This window comes from Synechococcus sp. CBW1107 (assembly GCF_015841355.1).
In the GTDB taxonomy this organism is placed as follows: Bacteria; Cyanobacteriota; Cyanobacteriia; order PCC-6307; family Cyanobiaceae; genus Regnicoccus_A.
In genome coordinates this window covers 2,150,185-2,168,585 of record NZ_CP064908.1, presented here as the reverse complement: position 1 = coordinate 2,168,585, position 18,401 = coordinate 2,150,185, and the positions used below count along the sequence as shown (strand labels likewise).

Below are 18,401 nucleotides of genomic sequence, written 5' to 3'. Positions count from 1 at the left end.
GGAGCGCACCATCAGGAGGCGGAACGGCTCTGCTGCCGAGCCAGGTCCTTCTCGGCATCGCGCTGCTGCTTGCCGCGCCAGAACAGCCGGATCGGTGAGCCATCGAAGCCCAGACCCTCGCGGATCTGACGCTCCACATAGCGGCGGTAGGTTTCGCCGAACAGCTTCGGGTCGTTCACGAACAGGGTGAAGCTGGGTGGTCTGGTGGCCACCTGGGTGCCGTAATAGATACGGCCCTGGCGCCCGCCGCGGCTGGTGGGAGGTGAACGCCAGCTCACCGCCTCCTGCAGCACTTCATTCACCACCGAGGTCGTGACCCGGCGGCGGTGCTGCTCCACCGCCAGCAGCGCCAGGGCGAAGATGCTCTCCACCCGCTGGCCGGTGAGGGCGGAGGTGAACAGCATCGGTGCCCAGTCGAGGAAATAGAGCTTGGCGCGCAGCTCCTTTTCCATCGCCGCCATCGTGTGGCTGTCCTTCTCGATCGCGTCCCACTTGTTGACCACGATCACGCAGGCGCGGCCGTCCTCTTCAATGCGCCCCGCCACCCGCTGATCCTGTTCGGTGACGCCATCGAGGGCATCGATCACCAGCACACAGACATCACTGCGCTCGACCGCCTTGAAGCTGCGGTTGATGCCGAAGTATTCCGGGCCGTAGCTGACGCTGCGGCGGCGGCGGATGCCGGCGGTGTCGAGCAGTTTCCAGGTCTTGCCTTCCCGCTCGATCGTGGTGTCGATCGTGTCGCGGGTTGTGCCGCGGATCGGGCTCACGATCGCCCGCGCTTCGCCGCAGATCGAGTTGAGCAGGCTGGATTTGCCCACGTTGGGACGGCCTATGATAGCCAGCTGGATCGGTTCCTCCGTCTCCTCCTCCGGCGTGGTGGGCAGGTAGCCGATCACCTTGTCGAGCAGATCCCCGGTGCCGGCGCCGTGGATGGCCGAGACGGCATGGGGCTCACCCAGGCCCAGACCCCAGAAGTCGGCGGCCATGGCCAGGCCCTGATCGGGCGATTCGCACTTGTTCACCGCCAGCAGCACAGGCACCTTCTGCCCGCGCAACCAGTCGGCAATGGCCTGATCGGCCCCGGTGAGTCCCTGCTGGCCATCGACGATCACCACCGCCACGGAGGCCTCGGCCAGGGCCAGGTTGGCCTGCTCGCGGATCTCCGGCAGGAACTCACTGTCGTCATCGAAGACGAGACCTCCGGTGTCGACCACGCGGAATCGGCGGTCCCCCCAGAACCCTTCCTGATAAGTGCGGTCACGGGTGACGCCGGGCTGATCGTGCACGATCGCTTCGCGGCTACGGCAGAGCCGATTCACCAGGGTGGATTTGCCCACATTGGGCCGCCCGATGATGGCGACGACTGGAAGCGCCAAGAACTTTTATCTCAACAACGATGTCCTGCTTCAACCCTACAGACTGAGGCTGCTTCGATCAGACGCCTCATTCGGCGGCTCGGTCGGCAATCTCGGTCGGGGGCTTCAGTGCACCTCCGGATCGCCGGGGTGCCCCTGAAGCGGCGATTCGGGTGGGACCAGGGGCTCCGGCAGCGGCCCCTGCTCCGGCAGCCCCTCCCCGCGGGCGGCCAGATCGGCCAGCAGCCAGCTCACAGCCGTGGCCCGGCGCGTGCGACGCGGCACCAGCTCGCCGATCCGGTAGCCGGCGAAGCCGAGCTGGGCTTTGAGCAGCTGCTTGTGCTCCGCGGGAATCGAGCGGGTCAGGTGCACACTGGCGGGTCGCTCGGCGATCAGCTCCGGCGCCCGGGGGAAGGCCTCGGCCCAGGCGGCCGGTGTGGTGAGCCCCGCCTGCCAGGTCCTGTCCTCCTGGAGTTCATAGCCCAGCCGCCGCCAGATCAGTTCACAGACGAAGCGGTCGCTGAGGCGATCCTCCAGGATCATCATCAACAGGGCACGGCTGAGCGGGTGGGGATCCGTTGCCCCCTCAGGCGGCGACGCGGACATGGCCATGGCTCCCAGCTCCCTCAACGATGCCCCCCTGAGCCTGCCCGGTCGCGGCACACCGCGGAAGCTGCGCTGCCGGGTGCTGCAGTCGCCCCTGGCCGGCGTGAGCGACCGCATCTTTCGAGGCTTCGTGCGCCGCTGGGCCCCTGATGCCCTGCTCTTCACGGAGATGGTCAACGCCACAAGCCTGGAGCTGGGCCACGGCAGCGACAAGATGGCGGGCCTGGAGGCCGAGACCGGGCCGATCGCCGTTCAGCTCTTCGACCACCGGCCCGGAGCGATGGCGGAGGCGGCCCGGCGGGCCGAGGGGGCGGGTGCCTTCCTGGTGGACATCAACATGGGCTGCCCGGTCCGCAAGATTGCCCGCAAGGGGGGCGGCAGCGGCCTTCTGCGCGATCCCGTCCTGGCCTGCCGCATCGTCGAGGCCGTCAGCGCGGCCGTCACGGTTCCGGTCACCGTCAAGACCCGTCTGGGCTGGTGCGGCGACTCCTCCGATCCGGTGGGATTCGCCCTGGCCCTGCAGGAGGCCGGCGCCCAGGCCCTCACCCTGCATGGCCGCACCCGCGACCAGGGCTTCTCCGGCTCAGCCGACTGGGACGCCATCGCCCGGGTGAAGCGGGCCCTCTCCATTCCCCTGATCGCCAACGGCGACATCACCGACCCGGAGCGAGCCCTCGACTGCCTGAAACGCACCGGCGCCGATGGCGTGATGGTGGGACGGGGCACTCTCGGGGCCCCCTGGCTGGTGGGCCGCATCGACGCGGCCCTGAGCGGAAGACCGCTGCCGCCGGTGCCCGGCCCTGCGGAACGGCTGGCCCTGGCCCGGGAGCACCTTGAGGCCCTGGTGGCGGCCCGGGGGGAGCAGGGGCTGCTGATTGCCCGCAAGCACATGGGCTGGACCTGTCAGGGCTTCGCCGGCGCCGCCCGGCTGCGCCATCAGCTGATGCGGGCCCCCAGCCCATCGGCGGCGCTGGAGCTGCTGGCGGGGGCCGGACAGATGCGCTTCCCGAAGTCGCAGGAGTAGATCGCCGGCCTCTGCCAGCTCACCGGAATCTCGAGCAGGTCGCGGCTGCCCGTGATCGCCTGAACCGCCAGCAGCACCGCAACCAGGATGTTCACGCTCACATGCAGTCGGCGCATCTTCAGGGAACGGAAGATCTCCGGTTTGGCCGACATCGAAAACAGCATCAGGCCTGTGAGCAGCACCCCGCTCCAGTAATGGGACGCCCAGAACGACCCTTCGAAGGGGTTGTCGCTCAGTCGCCAGATCTCTGGCTGGCTGCCCAGCCCCAGCAGACCGGCCCAGGTGAGCAGCGCGAACGAGGCCCGCAGAGTCGTGCTCTTCACCCACCAGAGGGACAGCAGGCTGGCGAAGGTGCCCGCGCTCACCAGCAGCAGCAGAGCCAGGCGCTGGATGCCACCGGTGAAGGGTGGTTCAGGGCTGATGTACTTGTTGGTGAAGGAATAGATCAGGGCCACCAGCACCGCCACCACCATCCCTCCAGTGACCCAGCGGCCGTGGTCGGCGTGCTCAACCCCCACCGTGGGCGGCTGGGGGTGGATCTTCAGCCGTCGCTCCCGGGCCAGGATCCCCAGGCGAATCGTCGCCCCCACCACCGGATACACGAACAGGATCACCAGCACGGGGTGGAGCAGGGCGAACCAGTCGATGGGGTTCATGGGCCTCGAGGCGGTGCACTCAGGCAAGCATCCCAGGCCTGATCAGCCCAGCCGCGGGGATGTGTCGGGAAGCACCTGCGGCCAGCCGCAGCGGATCAGCAGCAGGGAGAAGTAGGCGGAGCTCCCCTCCCCTTCGGACGGCACCGCAGCGGCCGGTGCCACCAACTGATCCGGCCAGCCCACATGCCGGGCGAAGAGGGCGTCCTCCAGCAGTCCGAGACGCTCCAGCAGAGGCCGCACCCACCTCCAGCGGGCACCCAGCTTGAGTAGGGCCAGCACAGGCCTCTGGCCTTCGGGACAGGCCATGGCCTCCTCCAGCAGCGCCTCCAGCTCGGCGGGATCATCCGGCGTGGGCAGCACCCTCAGGGTCTGGCGCTGCAGGGCCAGGGGCCAGGCACCGGCTGCCGCCGCCGCCGATGCCGCCGTGATTCCCGGGATCAGGCGCAGCGGACAGTCCGGGTGGTGCTCCAGCAGAGCCAGCAGCACGTAGGACGCACTGGCGAACAGGGAGACATCCCCCTCACAGAGCAGAACCACCCGGCGGCCGGCGGCCACCTCCAGCGCGAGGGCCCCGGCAGCCTGGCGCCAGGCCCGGCGGCGCGGCGCCGCCTCCTCCACCATCGGAAACAGCAGCGGCAGGCGCCGCTGCTGCGGCCTCAGCCAGGGTGAGGCGATCCTGGCGGCCATCCCCTCCGCCTCCAGGCGCGCCACCGGATAGGCCACCACCTCCGCCGCCTGGATCGCCCGCACCGCGGCCACGGTGCAGAGATCAGGATCGCCCGGGCCGACCCCCACCAGCACCAGGCCCGGTCCAGAGCCCGAAGCGGAGGCTGCATCAACACGATCGATCACAGAGGTGCTCCCGGTGGCGCCTGCCAGCACGCTTTCTAGGCTCGGGCCCGATCCCCCTGCCGCTGCGACGCCGTGAGCCGCCTGCACATCCACTCTGTTCATCCGCCGGCGCCGGGCCAGGACACGGCGGCCATGCCCCTGCTCAGCAGCGAGGACGGCGCGGTGATCGCGGCCGAGCTGGCCGCCCGCGGTCTGAGGTTCGAGCGCTGGCCGGCACGGGGCGAACTGGCGGAGGGTGCCGATCAGGAGACCATCCTCAGCGCCTACGCCGGCGAGATCGCCCGCATCCAGAGCCAGGGCCGGTACCCCACCGTCGATGCGATCCGACTCGGCCCGGACCACCCGGAGCGGCAGGCCCTGCGCCTGAAGTTCCTGGCCGAGCACACCCACGCCGAAGACGAAGTGCGCTTCTTCGTAGAGGGGCAGGGGCTGTTCTGCCTCCACATCGGCGAGGAGGTGCTGCAGGTGCTCTGCACCAGAGGCGACCTGATCGGTGTTCCCGCCGGCACCCGCCACTGGTTCGACATGGGCGCGGCACCCCGGTTCACGGCCCTGCGCTTCTTCGACAATCCCGAAGGCTGGGTCGCCCAGTTCACCGGCGATGACATCGCCTCCCGCTACCCCCTGCTTGATCCCCTGCCCGAGGCAGCAACGGCCTGAACGATGCGGCCGCTAGCTGTGCATCCGGGGCTGGGGGTGAAGCCGGGCCAGCAGCTCGGCTTCATGGCAGGCCAGCTCCTCCAGACGCTCCACCACCGCAGGGCGCGGCCAGCGGCGCTCACACAGCACCCAGTAGAGGCCGAAGTGACGCGCCTCACTGGCCAGAAGCTCCCCATAGAGCTCCTGCAGCTCCGGGTCCGGGCTGTGGGCCGCCAGCAGGGCCATGCGTTCGTGGCTGCGGGCTTCGATCAGACCGGCCACCAGAAAGCTGTCGAGCATGCGCTCGGGTTCCTGGCGCCGCACCAGCCTGGCGAGGGCGGCGCCATAGGGAGGAGCCGCCAGCGGGCGAAGGGCCTCACCCCGGCGCCCCAGCAAGGCCAGCACCTGCTCGAAATGCTCCAGCTCCTCCCGCGCCAGGGGACTGAGAGCGGCGGCCAGGGCTTCATCGGAGGGGTAGCGGAACATCAGCTGCAGGGCCACACCAGCAGCCTTGCGCTCGCAATGCGCGTGATCGATCAGCAGCTCGAGCGGATGGGCCAGGGCCTGCTCCAGCCAGCCGGGGCCGGTAGGGGCCGCCAGCCAGCGCACCCGGGCCACACCCGCCGCAGGGGTACTCATGCGCGGCTGCGCAGGTGGTCGACAAGGCCCTCGAGAGCCAGCCGGTAGCTGGTGGGCCCGAAGCCGCAGATCACGCCCACCGCCCGGTCGGCGAGGAAGGAGTGATGGCGGAAGGGTTCGCGGGCATGGGTGTTGCTCAGGTGCAGTTCCACGTAGGGGATGGCCACGGCCAGCAGGGCATCGCGCAGAGCAATGGAGGTGTGGGTGTAGGCGGCGGCATTGATCAGGATGCCGGAGCTCCGGTCGCGGGCCTCCTGGATGCGGTCCACCAGGGCCCCCTCGTGGTTGCTCTGGAACCAGGCCAGATCAGCCCCCAGCGCGGCGGCCCGCTCGGTGAGGTCCAGGCGGATGGCCTCAAGGCTCAAGGTGCCGTAGAGCCCGGGCTCGCGGCTGCCCAGCAGGTTCAGGTTCGGACCATTGAGGGCGAGCAGCTGCATGAGGGAGGTCGGCTGGTAAGTTGTCGAGGTGTGGTTCGGGTCGGTGCCCGAGTGGTTAATGGGGGCGGACTGTAAATCCGCTGGCTCTGCCTACGTTGGTTCAAATCCAACCCGGCCCACCTTTCCACATGCCCTTGTAGCTCAGCGGTAGAGCACTCCCTTGGTAAGGGAGAGGTCACGAGTTCAAGTCTCGTCAAGGGCTTTTCAACACCTCATTCCACAGCCTTTTTCTCCCCCTGATTCGGGCCGGCTCGAGGGACCGCAGATGGCTGGAGTTTCTTCTGAGATTCGGTACGGATTCATCCGAAGCAGCTGATGTCCTGCGAGGGCGATTCTCCCGAGCGGCCTCAGTCTTTGGCCAGACTAGGTTCGCTTGCCACCCGGTCGATGAACCCCTCCCCCCGCTCCTCCTCAACCACCGCTCGAGCAGGCGGGGCCGATCCCGGCGGGCGGTTCTCGACAGCCGCTCTGCGTGAGCCGGTGAGTTCGGGGCTCACCAGGCCGATCGCCTGGCGGCAGGCCCAGCTCCAGTGCCTCGATGGGCTGCTGGCGGAGAACGAACCGGCCATCCTGGAGGCGCTGAGCGCCGATCTCGGCAAGCCGACGGTGGAGGCCTACTTCGAGGTGGTGTCCGTGCGGCAGGAACTCCGCCTGGCCCAGAGGAAGCTGAAGCGCTGGATGGCGCCAAGGCCCGTTCCCGTTCCCCTCGCCCAGCGCCCCGGCCGGGCCGAACTGGTGGCCGAACCCCTCGGCTGCGTCCTGATCATCGGGCCATGGAACTATCCCTTCTCGCTCACGCTCCAGCCGCTGGTGAGCGCCCTGGCGGCAGGGAACACCGCTGTGCTCAAGCCTTCGGAGCAGGCGCCCCATACCTCCGCCCTGATCGCCCGGCTGGTGGGCCGCCACCTCGATCCCACGGTGGTGGCAGTGCAGGAGGGTGGCGCCGACGTCGCCGGCGAGCTGCTCGACCTCCCCTTCGATCACATCTTCTTCACCGGCGGCGGCCGGGTGGGGCGGCTGGTGATGGCCGCCGCGGCCAGGACTCTCACGCCGGTCACCCTGGAGCTGGGGGGCCGCAGCCCGGCGATCGTGCTGGCCGATGCCGATCTCGAGGTCTCCGCCCGTCGCCTGGCCTGGGGCAAGGGTCTCAACGCCGGGCAGACCTGCATCGCCCCTGACCACCTGCTGGTGGAGGACTCGGTGCGGCCGGCCCTGATCGAGCGGCTGCAGGTCGAGTTCCAACGGGCCTACGGCGACGATCCCCTCTCCTCCCCTGACCTGGCCCGCATCGTCAACCAGGCTCAGTTCGAGCGCCTGCTGGCTCTGCTGGAGAGCGCCCGCCGCAACGATCGGGTGCTCAGCGGAGGCCAGGTGGATCCAGGGACCCGCCGGATCGCCCCCACCCTGATCGCCTGCGCGTCCGCCTCTGAACTCCTCAGCCGCCTCAGCGGTGACGATCCGCTCCTGGCCGGCGAGCTGTTCGGCCCCCTGCTGCCGGTGGTCGGTGTGTCCGGGCTACCCCAGGCCATGGAGCTCATCCGACGGGGGGCCAAGCCGCTGGCCCTCTACCTGTTCAGCCGCAGCCAGGCGGCCCAGGACCGGGTGCTGGCCGGTACCAGTTCCGGTGGCGTCTGCTTCAACGACGTGGTGATGCAGGCGGGGGTGCCGGAGCTGCCCTTCGGAGGGGTCGGCGAGAGCGGCCTGGGCCGCTACCACGGTCAGGCCGGCTTCGATACCTTCTCCCACCTGCGCAGCGTGCTGCGCAGACCCTTCCGTCTTGATCTGCCCTTCCGCTATCCGCCCTATGGCGATCGGCTCGCCCTGATCAAACGGCTGCTGGGCTGAGTTCCGAGGGAGCGGCGGTCAGGGGGCTGGCGTTCCGGGGGGTTCTCCGTATGGTTCAGCCAGCCGAACGCCCTCCATGCGCAGCTCGCAGTCCTTGCGCCGTTCCCTGGCCGCCCTGGTCGTGGCCGTGGTTCTGCCCATGCCTGCCCTCGCGGGACCTCAACACGTGGTCAGGCCGGGGGAAACTCTCTCGGAGATCGCCGAGCGCTATGGGGTGTCGGTGCAGCGCTTGATTCAGCTCAACGGCCTCAAGGACCCCGACCTGGTGGAGGCCGGCACCCGCCTGAAGCTGCCTGAGGGCAGCCCTGCCAAGGGCAGCCCCGCCAAAGGCAGCCACACCGTGAGCGCCGGCGAAACGCTCTCGGAGATCGCCGGACGCTATGGGCTTTCGGTCCAGAAGCTGATGGAGCTCAATGGCCTCAAGGACGCCGACCTGGTGCAGGTGGGGCAACGCCTGAAGGTGCCCACGGCGAAAAGCGCGACCGGTTCCGCCAAGCCCGCCAGGCCAGCGCCCCCCGCTGCTGCCGGGACGCAAACCGGAAGGGTGCACGTGGTCAAATCCGGCGAGACCCTCTCGGAGATCTCCGAGCGCTACGACGTGCCGGTGGCCCGACTGGTGAGCCTGAACAAGCTGGAGAGCCCCGACAACCTGCAGGTGGGCACCAAGCTCAGCCTGGGGCCAGCCAGCGGAACCCCAGCCGCCAAGCCGGCAGCATCCAAACCAGCGGCCGCCAAACCAGCGGCCACCAAGCCAGCAGCTGCCAAGCCAGCCCCGGCCAAACCGGAGCCCAAACCAGCACCGAATCCTCCCGAGCAAGCCGAGCAGCCCGCCCCAGCCGTCGCCACTCCTGCGGCCCAGGTCACCCCTGACCCCCAGGCCAAACCGGTCGCCACCCCTGCGGCAGCCGCGCCCAAACCTGTGGTGGCAGCAGCGACACCCGCCGCGGCCCCGGCCAAGCCACAGCCCAAGCCCCAGCCCAAGCCCGACCCCACCAACACCGCCCCACCGGACTGGCGCACCTACGGTCCGTTGCAGGTTGATTTCTCCAACTGGCGGCCGATGGGCGGCAGCCAGGTGGCTCCAGCGCTCAACAGCAGCGGCCAGCCGGTGTTCGTGGCGATCAACTGCGCCGCCCGCAAGATCAATGCCACCGGCGAAGCAGGCGCCTGGACCAGCTGGGAAGATCCCACAACCGACTTCGAGGAGCAGCTCATCAAAGACGTCTGCAAGTAGACCGAAGGCAGAGGGTGAGTGCCCTTGCCAGCGGCCGGATCAGGCCGCCCAGCGTAGGGGCCAGGGCTGGCTGAGGTAGTGGCGGCCAGCGCTGCGCAGCCAGAGGCGCTGGCTGCCATCGTCGCTCTCGCTGATCAGCTCCTCCTGCACCAGACGGCGGGTCAGCCAGCCCCAGCGCTGCTCATCTCCGCCATGGGCCTGCTCCAGGGTCTCGCTCAGGCGGCGCAGGTCCACGCCGTCCTTCTGGGCCAGGGCCTCCAGCACCCGCGCCGCGTCCGGCGACCAGTCGCTGATCGAGCGGGGCCGCCGGCAGACATCGCAGCGGCCACAGGGCGGCACCAGCTCCCCCACAGCCAGCAGCAGGGACTGTTCACGGCAGCCACTGCCCTCCGCCACCGCCTCCATCCTCCGCAGCTGCTGCTGAGCGATGTCACGGCGCGGGCGCTCCTGGTGCTGAAGCTCCGGGCTCATCTGCCGGGCCGAGGCCCGCATCGCCCAGCCCAGGGAGAGTCGATCAGCCGGATCGAACAGCACCAGACAGCGGGCGGGATGACCGTCACGGCCGGCCCTGCCCGACTCCTGCAAATACCCCTCGGCGCTGGCGGGCAGATCCAGGTGCAGCACCAGACCCACATCCGGGCGGTCCACCCCCATTCCGAAGGCCACCGTGGCCACCAGCACCGGCCGGGGACTCTCCTGGAAATGCTCCAGGGCCAGCCGGCGGCTCTCCGGGTCCATGCCCGCGTGATACGCGATCGCCTCACGGCCGGCGGCAGAGAGGCGCGCGGCCCAGTGCTCCACCGAACGGCGGGTGCGCGCGTAGATCAGCACTGCCCCCCGGGCCTGCTCCAGCGCTTCCAGGACCGGGGGCAAGGGATCCTGGGGACGGCGCTCCATGGCATAGGTCAGGTTGGGGCGGCGGGCCGAGCGCACCTGGACCAGGGGCCGGCGCAGCTGCAGCAGGCGGATGATGTCGGCCCGCACCCGGGGTGCCGCTGTGGCGCTCAGTGCCACCAGCGGCACCCCGGGACAGAGGCTGCGCAACTGGCCCAGCCGCCTGTAATCGGGCCGGAAGTCATGGCCCCAGGCACTGATGCAATGGGCCTCATCCACCGCCAGGGCCACCAGGCGCCCCTGCTCCAGCACCTCCTCCAGCAACTGGCGGGTGGCCTCGGCCTGCAGGCGCTCCGGGGCGAGATAGAGCACCCGCAGGCGGTTCTCCTCCAGGCGCCGCCGCAGGGTGCGGCGGCTGGGCGGATCGAGGCCCTGGTGGAGACTGGCCGCAGGGATGCCCCGCCTATGCAGCTGGCTGACCTGGTCCTGCATCAAAGCCACCAGGGGGGAGACCACAAGCACCAGCCCGTCCCGCACCAGCGCCGGCAACTGGAAACACAGCGACTTGCCGGCCCCGGTGGGCATCACCGCCAGACAATCCCGACCGGCGAGCAGCGCTTCCACCACCGGCCTCTGACCAGGGCGGAAGGCGGTCCAACCGAAATGGCGCCCGAGCTCCGATTCGAGCGGATCCGCCGCCACCGCCTCGTCAGCCCCGCACCGTTGCGACCTTAACCCTCGCTCCACTCAGGGCAAGGGCGGAGGCGTCAGCTGGTCGGGGCTCTCCTCCACGAGCTGCAGGCGCACCCGCTTCCCTCCCGAAAGCTCGCCGAGGGACACCCGCAGGGTGGTGCCGCTCAGGCTCTGCAGGGCGGTGAGCAGCTCGCGCAGATGGGGGGTGCTGCTGCCGCTCTCCACCCAGAGACGTTCCTGCAACCCCCCCAGGCGACGCCAGCTGGTGTGCAGCTTGAGCACGGCGCTCTCCAGCTGCTGAGCCTGACCGACGGCATCGGCGAACAGGCCAAGGGCATCGAGCCGCTGGGCTTCCTGCAGAGCCTTCTCCAGATTGAGATCCCCCTGCTGGAAGGCGCGCACGGCGATGCCGGCCTCGGCCGCCTTGCTCAGCCAGCGGGCGGTGCTGGTCACATCCTTGACCCGCTCCAGTTCAGGTTCGTCGCGCAGGACCCGGCGCAGATCGTCCTGCTGCGGTTCGGGCAGTTTGGCAAGCTCCCGCACCAGAGGGGCCACCACCCGGGGGGGCAGCAGGTTCTCCTGGGTGCGCTGGCGGATCTCCTCGGGCAACAGCGGACTGGTGGCCGCGGTGAATTCATCGCTGAGACGCCGCACCTGCTTACGGGTGATCTGCTGGCCGCCATTGGCGGCCTCACTGATCATCTGCTGGACCTCCGGATCGGCAAGGGCCGTGTCAAGAAAGGCGCGTTTGGAGAAGTTGTTGACGCTCCCCTGCTCCAGCAGCCCGTCCCCGACCAGGTTGTCGGCGGAATCGGCGAGCTGGATCAGGCTGTAGGCGCGGGTCTTGCTGATCTCCCGCTCCCTGAGCCATTGCAGAAAACCGGTGCCGCGGCCCTCACCCCCCCGCTTTTCCCTGTCCCGCACCGCCCGCAGGATGCGCCCCCGCCAGATCTCCGTCTGCAGATCGAATCGGTCGCAGACAGCCCAGGCCTCCTCCAGGCGGGAGAGGAACTCCATGGTGCTGATGTCATCCCGTTCAGGATCGGGCAGCTCCAGGCTGAGGGCGGGTGCCTCCATCGACGACCAGCGGTGCAATCGCTGATGCTGCCACGCAGACCCGAGCCTCGAACGACGAAACGTGACGCCTGCGGTTCAGCACCCCTTCGGGGCAGGTATCTTCCGTCTGGCAGTCACCCCACAACAGCGCAGCGATGGCGATCTCCCGCGGCGACAAGGTGCGCATCAAGCGGCCTGAGTCCTACTGGTTCAACGAAGTCGGCACCGTGGCGTCCGTCGACACCTCGGGCATCCGCTACCCCGTGGTGGTGCGCTTCGACAAGGTGAATTACAGCGGCTACAGCGGCTCCGAAGGCGGCATCAACACCAACAATTTCGCCGAACGGGAACTCGAGTCCGCCTGAACTCCTGCGGGCCATTCCGCTCGGGGTCCAGCCCTGATCCGCCATCCGCCCTGAGCTGAGCTTCGGGCGGTTTTCATCTGTCGTGGTGAGTCCGTCGTCCTGCCAGGCTGCCCGGATCGATGCTGAGCGGATGCCCGAGCTCCCTGAGGTTGAAACGGTCCGGCGCGGACTGGAGCGCCAGCTCACGGCGTTCGAGATCGAACGGGTCGAGGTGCTCAGGCCGAGGGCCATCGCCGCTCCAGAGGATGTCGATCAGTTCCGCGCCGGGCTGATCGGTTGCCAGGTGGGGGCGTGGAGCCGCAGGGGGAAGTACCTGATGGCTGAACTCAGTCGCGGTGGCCTGGCGGCGGGCCACTGGGGCGTGCATCTGCGCATGACCGGTCAGTTTCTCTGGCTTGAAGAGACCCGCGAGCCCTGCCCGCATACCCGGGTGCGGTGCTGGAGCCGTCAGGGGCAGGAACTCCGCTTCATCGATGTGCGCAGCTTCGGGCAGATGTGGTTTGTCCCCTACGGGATCGAGTGCTCGTGCGTGATGACGGGCCTGCAGAAGCTGGGCCCTGAACCCTTCAGCGCCGCCTTCAGCGCCCCCTACCTGCAGCGGAAGCTGAAGGGCTCCGTGCGACCGATCAAGGCCGCCCTGCTCGATCAGGCACTCGTGGCCGGGGTCGGCAACATCTATGCCGATGAATCCCTGTTCACAGCCGGCGTGGCCCCCCAGCGCCGCAGCGGCAGCCTCAATCTCAAGGAGCTCGAGCGGCTGCGCCGCTCGCTCATCGAGGTGCTTGAGATCAGCATCGGATCGGGCGGCACCACCTTCAGCGACTTTCGTGATCTCAGTGGCACCAACGGCAACTATGGAGGCGTCGCCTGGGTGTACCGCCGCGGCGGTCAACCGTGCCGGCGCTGCGGCCAGCCGATCCAGCGTGAGCGGCTGGGGGGACGCAGCAGCCACTGGTGCTCCACCTGCCAGCGTTGAATGGTTCCGGGGCAAGTGCGGGAGGTGGGAGAAGATGAGTGCATTCCGTAGAAGGGCCGTGCCCACATCCGTGCCCGGAGAGCAGGCCACGGCCCTGAGCACTGTCATTGCGGCGATCCATGCCAGGGGCTGGTGTGATGGCACGGGCGGCAATTTCAGCTGCGTGAGTCGGCTGGATCCCCTGGAGCTGCTGATGGCCCCCAGCGGGGTCGACAAGGGCTCGATCCAACCCGATGACCTGATCCTGGTGAATGGCGAGGCCCGGGTGATCGACGGCAGCGGAGCCGCCAGCGCAGAGACCCTGCTGCACCTTGAGATCGTCAAGCGCACGGGAGCCGGGGCCGTGCTGCACACCCATTCCCAGGCCGCCACCCTGCTCTCCCGACGTGCCCTGAAGGTCGCCGAGGCAGAGCCTGCAGTCGTGCGGATCGAAGGTCTGGAGATGCTCAAGGGGCTCGCAGGCATTCGCAGCCATGACACCTCCATCGCCATTCCCGTGCTGGCCAACGATCAGGATCTGGGTCGCCTCAGCCTGGCCGCTTCACCACACCTGGACGGAGCCCCCCATGGCCTCCTGATCGCCGGCCACGGGCTGTATGCCTGGGGCCACGATCTCTTCAGCGCCCGCCGCCATCTGGAGATCCTCGAATTCCTGCTGGAACAGAGCTGGCGTGAGTTGCTCCTGCCTCCTCATCCCAGGCCATGAATCCTCCAACTTCCACACCCCATACGGCGTCAGGAGCTGAAGCAACCGATCGCTCACGAACTGGCATCAGGCATGTGCTACTCGACATCGAAGGCACCACCTGCCCGGTGAGCTTCGTGGCCGACACTCTCTTCCCCTATGCCAGGGCCCATCTGGAGCCCTTTCTGCGGCAGCACGAACAGGAACCTGAGCTGCAACCACTGCTCTGTGCTCTCAACGAGGCCTGGCACCAAGCCGAAGACGCAGCCCAGGAGCCCTTGCAGCCCCAACACGCAGCTGTCGAGCCTCCCTGTCTCGATCAACTCTGCCGTTTTCTCCAGTCTCTGATCGATGAAGACCGCAAGCTCACCGCCCTCAAGGATCTGCAGGGATTGATCTGGAAGGAGGGCTATGCCACTGGTGCGTTGCGTGCTCCGCTGTTTGCCGATGTGGCGCCGACTCTGAAGCGTTGGCACGCTACAGGACTTCAGTTGGCGGTCTATTCCTCAGGATCGGTCGCCGCTCAGCAACTCCTCTACGAGCACAGCGATTCCGGAGATCTGCGCCTGTTGTTCGGAGGTTGGTTCGACACACGGATCGGCAGTAAACAGGATCCGGGGAGCTATCTCAGGATTGCAGACTCTCTCGCTGCACCCGCATCGAAGATCCTGTTCGTGAGTGACTCTTTGGCCGAACTCGATGCCGCCCACAGCAGCGGCCTTGCCGTGATCTTCAGCAACAGACCAGGCAATCCCGAACATGATCCAGGGTTCCATGACCAGGTCACAAGTCTGGAGCAGATTGAGTTGTCACTCTGAGCGAGCCTGCTCATAAAAAAGCCACCCGAGGGTGGCTTCTCTGATCTCCTTTCAGCTGCGCTGGAGTGATCATTGAGCGTTCAGATTGTTTTATCCTGGCATTGAGCTATTTTTGCAGGAAGCTACCCTCCAACTATCGTCGCCGCTACTGCGTTTCACAACCGAGTTCGAGATGGATCGGAGTGGGGCCACAGTGCCATGAACACCAGGAAAGAATCTGTTCGCTCTCAGGTGATCCCTGAGAACTACATAGGTAACTGATTTGGCTTTCGCCTCCTCTGTCTGCAAACTCCGCAGCTCATGCTCGTCTTGAGCAAGGCCAAGTGTTGGTCAAGCCCTCGGTCTATTAGTACTCCTCCGCTTCACACATTGCTGCGCTTCCACGTAGAGCCTATCAACGGGTGTTCTTCCCGTGACCTTACTGGCTTAAGCCATGAGAACACTCATCTTGAGGTGGGCTTCCCACTTAGATGCTTTCAGCGGTTATCCTCTCCGCACATGGCTACCCAGCGTTTACCGTTGGCACGATAACTGGTACACCAGAGGTGCGTTCCTCCCGGTCCTCTCGTACTAGGGAGAACTCCTCTCAATGTTCTTACGCATGCACCGGATATGGACCGAACTGTCTCACGACGTTCTGAACCCAGCTCGCGTACCGCTTTAATGGGCGAACAGCCCAACCCTTGGGACCGACTTCAGCCCCAGGTTGCGATGAGCCGACATCGAGGTGCCAAACCTCCCCGTCGATGTGAACTCTTGGGGGAGATCAGCCTGTTATCCCTAGAGTAACTTTTATCCGTTGAGCGACGGCCCTTCCACTCAGAACCGTCGGATCACTAAAGCCGACTTTCGTCCCTGTTCGACTTGTTGGTCTCACAGTCAAGCTTGCTTCTGCTTTTACACTCGTCGGCTGATTTCCAACCAGCCTGAGCAAACCTTTGCGCGCCTCCGTTACCTTTTAGGAGGCGACCGCCCCAGTCAAACTGCCCACCTGATACTGTCCCCTCCCCGGATAACGGGTGAAGGTTAGAACCCTAGCTCTGAAAGAGTGGTATCTCACCGTTGGCTCACCATTACCCACAAGCAATGGATCAAAGCCTCCCACCTATCCTGCGCATTCAGAGCCCGGGCACAATACCAAGCTACAGTAAAGCTTCATAGGGTCTTTCTGTCCGGGTGCACGTAGTCCGCATCTTCACAGACAATTCTATTTCGCCGAGCCTCTCTCCGAGACAGCGCCCAGATCGTTACGCCTTTCGTGCGGGTCGGAACTTACCCGACAAGGAATTTCGCTACCTTAGGACCGTTATAGTTACGGCCGCCGTTCACCGGGGCTTCAGTCGCCAGCTTCGCTTGCGCTGACCAGCTTCCTTAACCTTCCGGCACTGGGCAGGCGTCAGCCCCCATACATCGTCTTGCGACTTAGCGGAGACCTGTGTTTTTGGTAAACAGTCGCCTGGGCCTCTTCACTGCGACCACCTTGCGGTGGCACCCCTTCTCCCGAAGTTACGGGGCCATTTTGCCGAGTTCCTTAGAGAGAGTTATCTCGCGCCCCTCGGTATTCTCTACCACCCCACCTGTGTCGGTTTCGGGTACAGGCCGTCATGCCTTAACGGGTATAGGGCTTTTCTTGGAAGCTTGACATCACCCACTTCGCTGCCGTAGCAGCTCGTACTCACGCCTCAGCTCAGGGTGTTTTCACCACCCCTCAACACCTCGAACGCTTGAACCAGTAACCAACATCTGGCTGGGCTAGCCTTCTCCGTCCCCCTTCCCAAAACATGACAGGTACAGGAATGTTGACCTGTTGTCCATCGACTACGCCTTTCGGCCTCGCCTTAGGTCCTGACTAACCCTCCGCGGACGAGCCTGCCGGAGGAACCCTTAGGGTTTCGGGGCATGGGATTCTCACCCATGTTTTCGCTACTCAAGCCGACATTCTCACTTCCATGCAGTCCACGCCCGCTTACGCTAACGCTTCACCCCACATGGAACGCTCCCCTACCATTTAACAAGTTAAATCCGCAGCTTCGGTACAATGCTTAGCCCCGTTCATTTTCGGCGCAGGATCGCTCGACCAGTGAGCTATTACGCACTCCTTTGAGGATGGCTGCTTCTAGGCAAACCTCCTGGTTGTCTGGGCAATCCCACCTCCTTTATCACTCAGCATTGATTTGGGGACCTTAGCTGGCGGTCTGGGCTGTTTCCCTTTCGACCATGGAGCTTATCCCCCACAGTCTGACTGCCTAGTTTCACACAGGGTATTCAGAGTTCGTATCGATTTGGTACCGCTCTCGCAGCCCGCACCGAAACGGTGGCTTTACCCCCCTGCTATAGCACTAGACGCTACGCCTCAACGTATTTCGGGGAGAACCAGCTAGCTCCGGGTTCGATTGGCATTTCACCCCTAACCACAGCTCATCCGCTGATTTTTCAACATCAGTCGGTTCGGACCTCCACTTGGTATCACCCAAGCTTCATCCTGGCCATGGTTAGATCACCCGGGTTCGGGTCTATAAACACTGACGATCGCCCTATTCAGACTCGCTTTCGCTATGGCTCCACCATTCCCGGTTTAACCTGCCAGTGCCTATAAGTCGCCGGCTCATTCTTCAACAGGCACACGGTCACCCGATCAGTCGGGCTCCCATTGCTTGTAAGCTCACGGTTTCATGTTCTATTTCACTCCCCTCCCGGGGTTCTTTTCACCTTTCCCTCGCGGTACTGTTGCGCTATCGGTCACACAGGAGTACTTAGCCTTACGAGGTGGTCCTCGCAGATTCATACGGAATTTCACGTGCTCCGTACTACTCGGGATACAGCTAGGCCAGATTCGTTTTCGCGTACGGGGCTTTCACCCTCTATGGCGCGCCTTTCAAACGCTTCCACTAACGTCACTGGTCCACGTTGCTGTCCCACAACCCCGATGGTCGAAACCATCGGTTTAGGCTCTTCCCCGTTCGCTCGCCGCTACTTAGGGAGTCGTTTTTACTTTCCTTTCCTCCAGCTACTAAGATGTTTCAGTTCGCTGGGTTGGCTCGTGCCAGCCTATGGATTCAGCTGGCCGTTCTAGGGGTTGCCCCATTCGGAAATTCCCGGATCAAAGCGTGTTTCCAGCTCCCCGAGACTTATCGCAGGTAACTACGTCCTTCATCGCCTCTGTGTGCCAAGGTATCCACCGTGAGCCCTTTGTAGCTTGACCAATTTATCTCCACACCACCTTGCTGCGGTTGTACGCAGATTCTCCTGCTTTCATCCTCAGCTTTGGAGCAGCTGGATTTCTCCAGTTCCTCTTGCGCTGTCTCCGAAAACAAGATCAAACCCGATTCTTTCGGCAAGAACCAGGAGCAATGTGGAGTCTCGGCTCCTACTCTAGAATCGCTCCACAAACAAGCTTCAATCCCAGCAGCCAAAGCCGCCGGTTTCTACAGCTGTTCACGAAGCATCCATGAGATGCTTTATTTACAGACTTACCTATGCAGTTGTCAAGGTTCTACTGAACACCGCATCAATCAACCTCTCGGCTGATCCTGCTGGAGTCCAGCGTCTTTTCAATCACAGCCTCTACCAACTCCTGTATTCCTCAGGATCCTGGTTGAACTGTCATCTGAAAGGAAGCTAGAGTCCTTCGCCAGTACAATCATCTAAAATCACCACCACAAGCTCTCTCCCATTGCTTTCGCG

At 65.5% G+C, this 18,401-nt stretch carries 16 protein-coding genes, 2 tRNA genes and 2 rRNA genes; 10 read left to right on the top strand and 10 right to left on the bottom strand.

The genetic code is table 11. From position 1 onward, the window contains the following. Nucleotides 1–11: 11 nt before the first annotated feature. Together der and I1E95_RS11280 are read right to left on the bottom strand one after the other, a co-directional pair. Nucleotides 12–1,379 (bottom strand): ribosome biogenesis GTPase Der, encoded by a 1,368-nt coding sequence (der, locus tag I1E95_RS11285; protein WP_197162317.1) that lies wholly within the window; start codon nt 1,377–1,379, stop codon nt 12–14. Nucleotides 1,380–1,484: 105 nt separating this feature from the next. Continuing rightward, nucleotides 1,485–1,970, bottom strand: coding sequence for a DUF1823 family protein (locus I1E95_RS11280; protein WP_197162315.1), 486 nt, complete (start codon nt 1,968–1,970; stop codon nt 1,485–1,487). On the opposite strand from I1E95_RS11280, the gene dusB reads away from it, so the two are divergent. Next, complete coding sequence (gene dusB / locus I1E95_RS11275; RefSeq protein ID WP_197162313.1) at nt 1,969–2,988, top strand: tRNA dihydrouridine synthase DusB; 1,020 nt, start codon at nt 1,969–1,971, stop codon at nt 2,986–2,988. The genes I1E95_RS11280 and dusB overlap by 2 nt on opposite strands. Here the strand turns inward: dusB and I1E95_RS11270 are convergent. Beyond that, nucleotides 2,901–3,644 (bottom strand): DUF4079 domain-containing protein, encoded by a 744-nt coding sequence (locus I1E95_RS11270; protein WP_197162311.1) that lies wholly within the window; start codon nt 3,642–3,644, stop codon nt 2,901–2,903. The two genes, dusB and I1E95_RS11270, sit on opposite strands and share 88 nt — an antisense overlap. A 42-nt stretch (nt 3,645–3,686) precedes the next feature. Continuing rightward, a complete protein-coding gene (locus I1E95_RS11265; RefSeq protein WP_231594987.1) occupies nt 3,687–4,589 on the bottom strand; it encodes a precorrin-2 C(20)-methyltransferase in 903 nt (300 codons plus the stop codon). Here I1E95_RS11265 and I1E95_RS11260 point away from each other — a divergent pair. Next, nucleotides 4,569–5,156, top strand: coding sequence for an acireductone dioxygenase (locus I1E95_RS11260; RefSeq protein WP_370594543.1), 588 nt, complete (start codon nt 4,569–4,571; stop codon nt 5,154–5,156). The two genes, I1E95_RS11265 and I1E95_RS11260, sit on opposite strands and share 21 nt — an antisense overlap. Nucleotides 5,157–5,168: 12 nt before the next feature. Here I1E95_RS11260 and I1E95_RS11255 read toward each other — a convergent pair whose 3' ends face one another. Together I1E95_RS11255 and aroQ are read right to left on the bottom strand one after the other, a co-directional pair. Further along, nucleotides 5,169–5,774 carry a tRNA-(ms[2]io[6]A)-hydroxylase gene (locus I1E95_RS11255; protein ID WP_197162309.1) on the bottom strand — a complete coding sequence of 202 codons (606 nt, stop codon included), beginning with the start codon at nt 5,772–5,774 and terminating at the stop codon, nt 5,169–5,171. Continuing rightward, a complete protein-coding gene (gene aroQ, locus I1E95_RS11250; RefSeq protein ID WP_197162307.1) occupies nt 5,771–6,211 on the bottom strand; it encodes a type II 3-dehydroquinate dehydratase in 441 nt (146 codons plus the stop codon). The genes I1E95_RS11255 and aroQ overlap by 4 nt, the downstream gene beginning before the upstream one ends. Before the next feature lie 37 nt (nt 6,212–6,248). Between aroQ and I1E95_RS11245 the strand changes: the two genes are divergently transcribed. From I1E95_RS11245 to I1E95_RS11230, 4 genes are all read left to right on the top strand, one after another. After that, nucleotides 6,249–6,330 (top strand) — tRNA-Tyr (locus tag I1E95_RS11245). 11 nt (nt 6,331–6,341) lie between these two features. After that, nucleotides 6,342–6,413 (top strand) — tRNA-Thr (locus I1E95_RS11240). A 185-nt stretch (nt 6,414–6,598) separates the two neighbouring features. After that, complete coding sequence (locus I1E95_RS11235; protein WP_197162305.1) at nt 6,599–8,056, top strand: aldehyde dehydrogenase family protein; 1,458 nt, start codon at nt 6,599–6,601, stop codon at nt 8,054–8,056. Nucleotides 8,057–8,132: 76 nt separating this feature from the next. Next, entirely contained in the window at nt 8,133–9,290 is a 1,158-nt protein-coding gene (locus I1E95_RS11230; protein WP_197162303.1) for a LysM peptidoglycan-binding domain-containing protein, read from the top strand. A gap of 39 nt (nt 9,291–9,329) precedes the next feature. On the opposite strand, the gene I1E95_RS11225 is transcribed toward I1E95_RS11230, so the two are convergent. Together I1E95_RS11225 and I1E95_RS11220 are read right to left on the bottom strand one after the other, a co-directional pair. Next, on the bottom strand, nt 9,330–10,826 hold the full coding sequence (locus I1E95_RS11225; RefSeq protein ID WP_197162301.1) for an ATP-dependent DNA helicase RecQ: 1,497 nt from the start codon (nt 10,824–10,826) through the stop codon (nt 9,330–9,332). 45 nt (nt 10,827–10,871) lie between these two features. After that, nucleotides 10,872–11,894, bottom strand: a complete 1,023-nt coding sequence (locus I1E95_RS11220; RefSeq protein ID WP_197162299.1) for a hypothetical protein — start codon at nt 11,892–11,894, stop codon at nt 10,872–10,874. 134 nt (nt 11,895–12,028) lie between these two features. Between I1E95_RS11220 and I1E95_RS11215 the strand changes: the two genes are divergently transcribed. The 4 genes from I1E95_RS11215 to mtnC all read left to right on the top strand — a co-directional run bounded on the left by I1E95_RS11215 (nt 12,029) and on the right by mtnC (nt 14,717). Further along, entirely contained in the window at nt 12,029–12,238 is a 210-nt protein-coding gene (locus tag I1E95_RS11215) for a photosystem I reaction center subunit IV (protein ID WP_197162297.1), read from the top strand. A gap of 130 nt (nt 12,239–12,368) precedes the next feature. After that, complete coding sequence (locus tag I1E95_RS11210; RefSeq protein ID WP_197162295.1) at nt 12,369–13,214, top strand: DNA-formamidopyrimidine glycosylase; 846 nt, start codon at nt 12,369–12,371, stop codon at nt 13,212–13,214. A 58-nt stretch (nt 13,215–13,272) separates the two neighbouring features. Next, nucleotides 13,273–13,920, top strand: a complete 648-nt coding sequence (mtnB, locus tag I1E95_RS11205; protein WP_231594585.1) for a methylthioribulose 1-phosphate dehydratase — start codon at nt 13,273–13,275, stop codon at nt 13,918–13,920. Beyond that, on the top strand, nt 13,917–14,717 hold the full coding sequence (mtnC, locus tag I1E95_RS11200; RefSeq protein WP_197162291.1) for an acireductone synthase: 801 nt from the start codon (nt 13,917–13,919) through the stop codon (nt 14,715–14,717). Before mtnB ends, mtnC begins: the two co-directional genes overlap by 4 nt. Nucleotides 14,718–14,810: 93 nt before the next feature. On the opposite strand, the gene rrf is transcribed toward mtnC, so the two are convergent. Both rrf and I1E95_RS11190 read right to left on the bottom strand, forming a co-directional pair. Further along, nucleotides 14,811–14,927 (bottom strand): 5S ribosomal RNA (gene rrf, locus I1E95_RS11195). A gap of 116 nt (nt 14,928–15,043) precedes the next feature. Then, nucleotides 15,044–17,919 (bottom strand): 23S ribosomal RNA (locus I1E95_RS11190). Between the last annotated feature and the right edge of the window lie 482 nt (nt 17,920–18,401).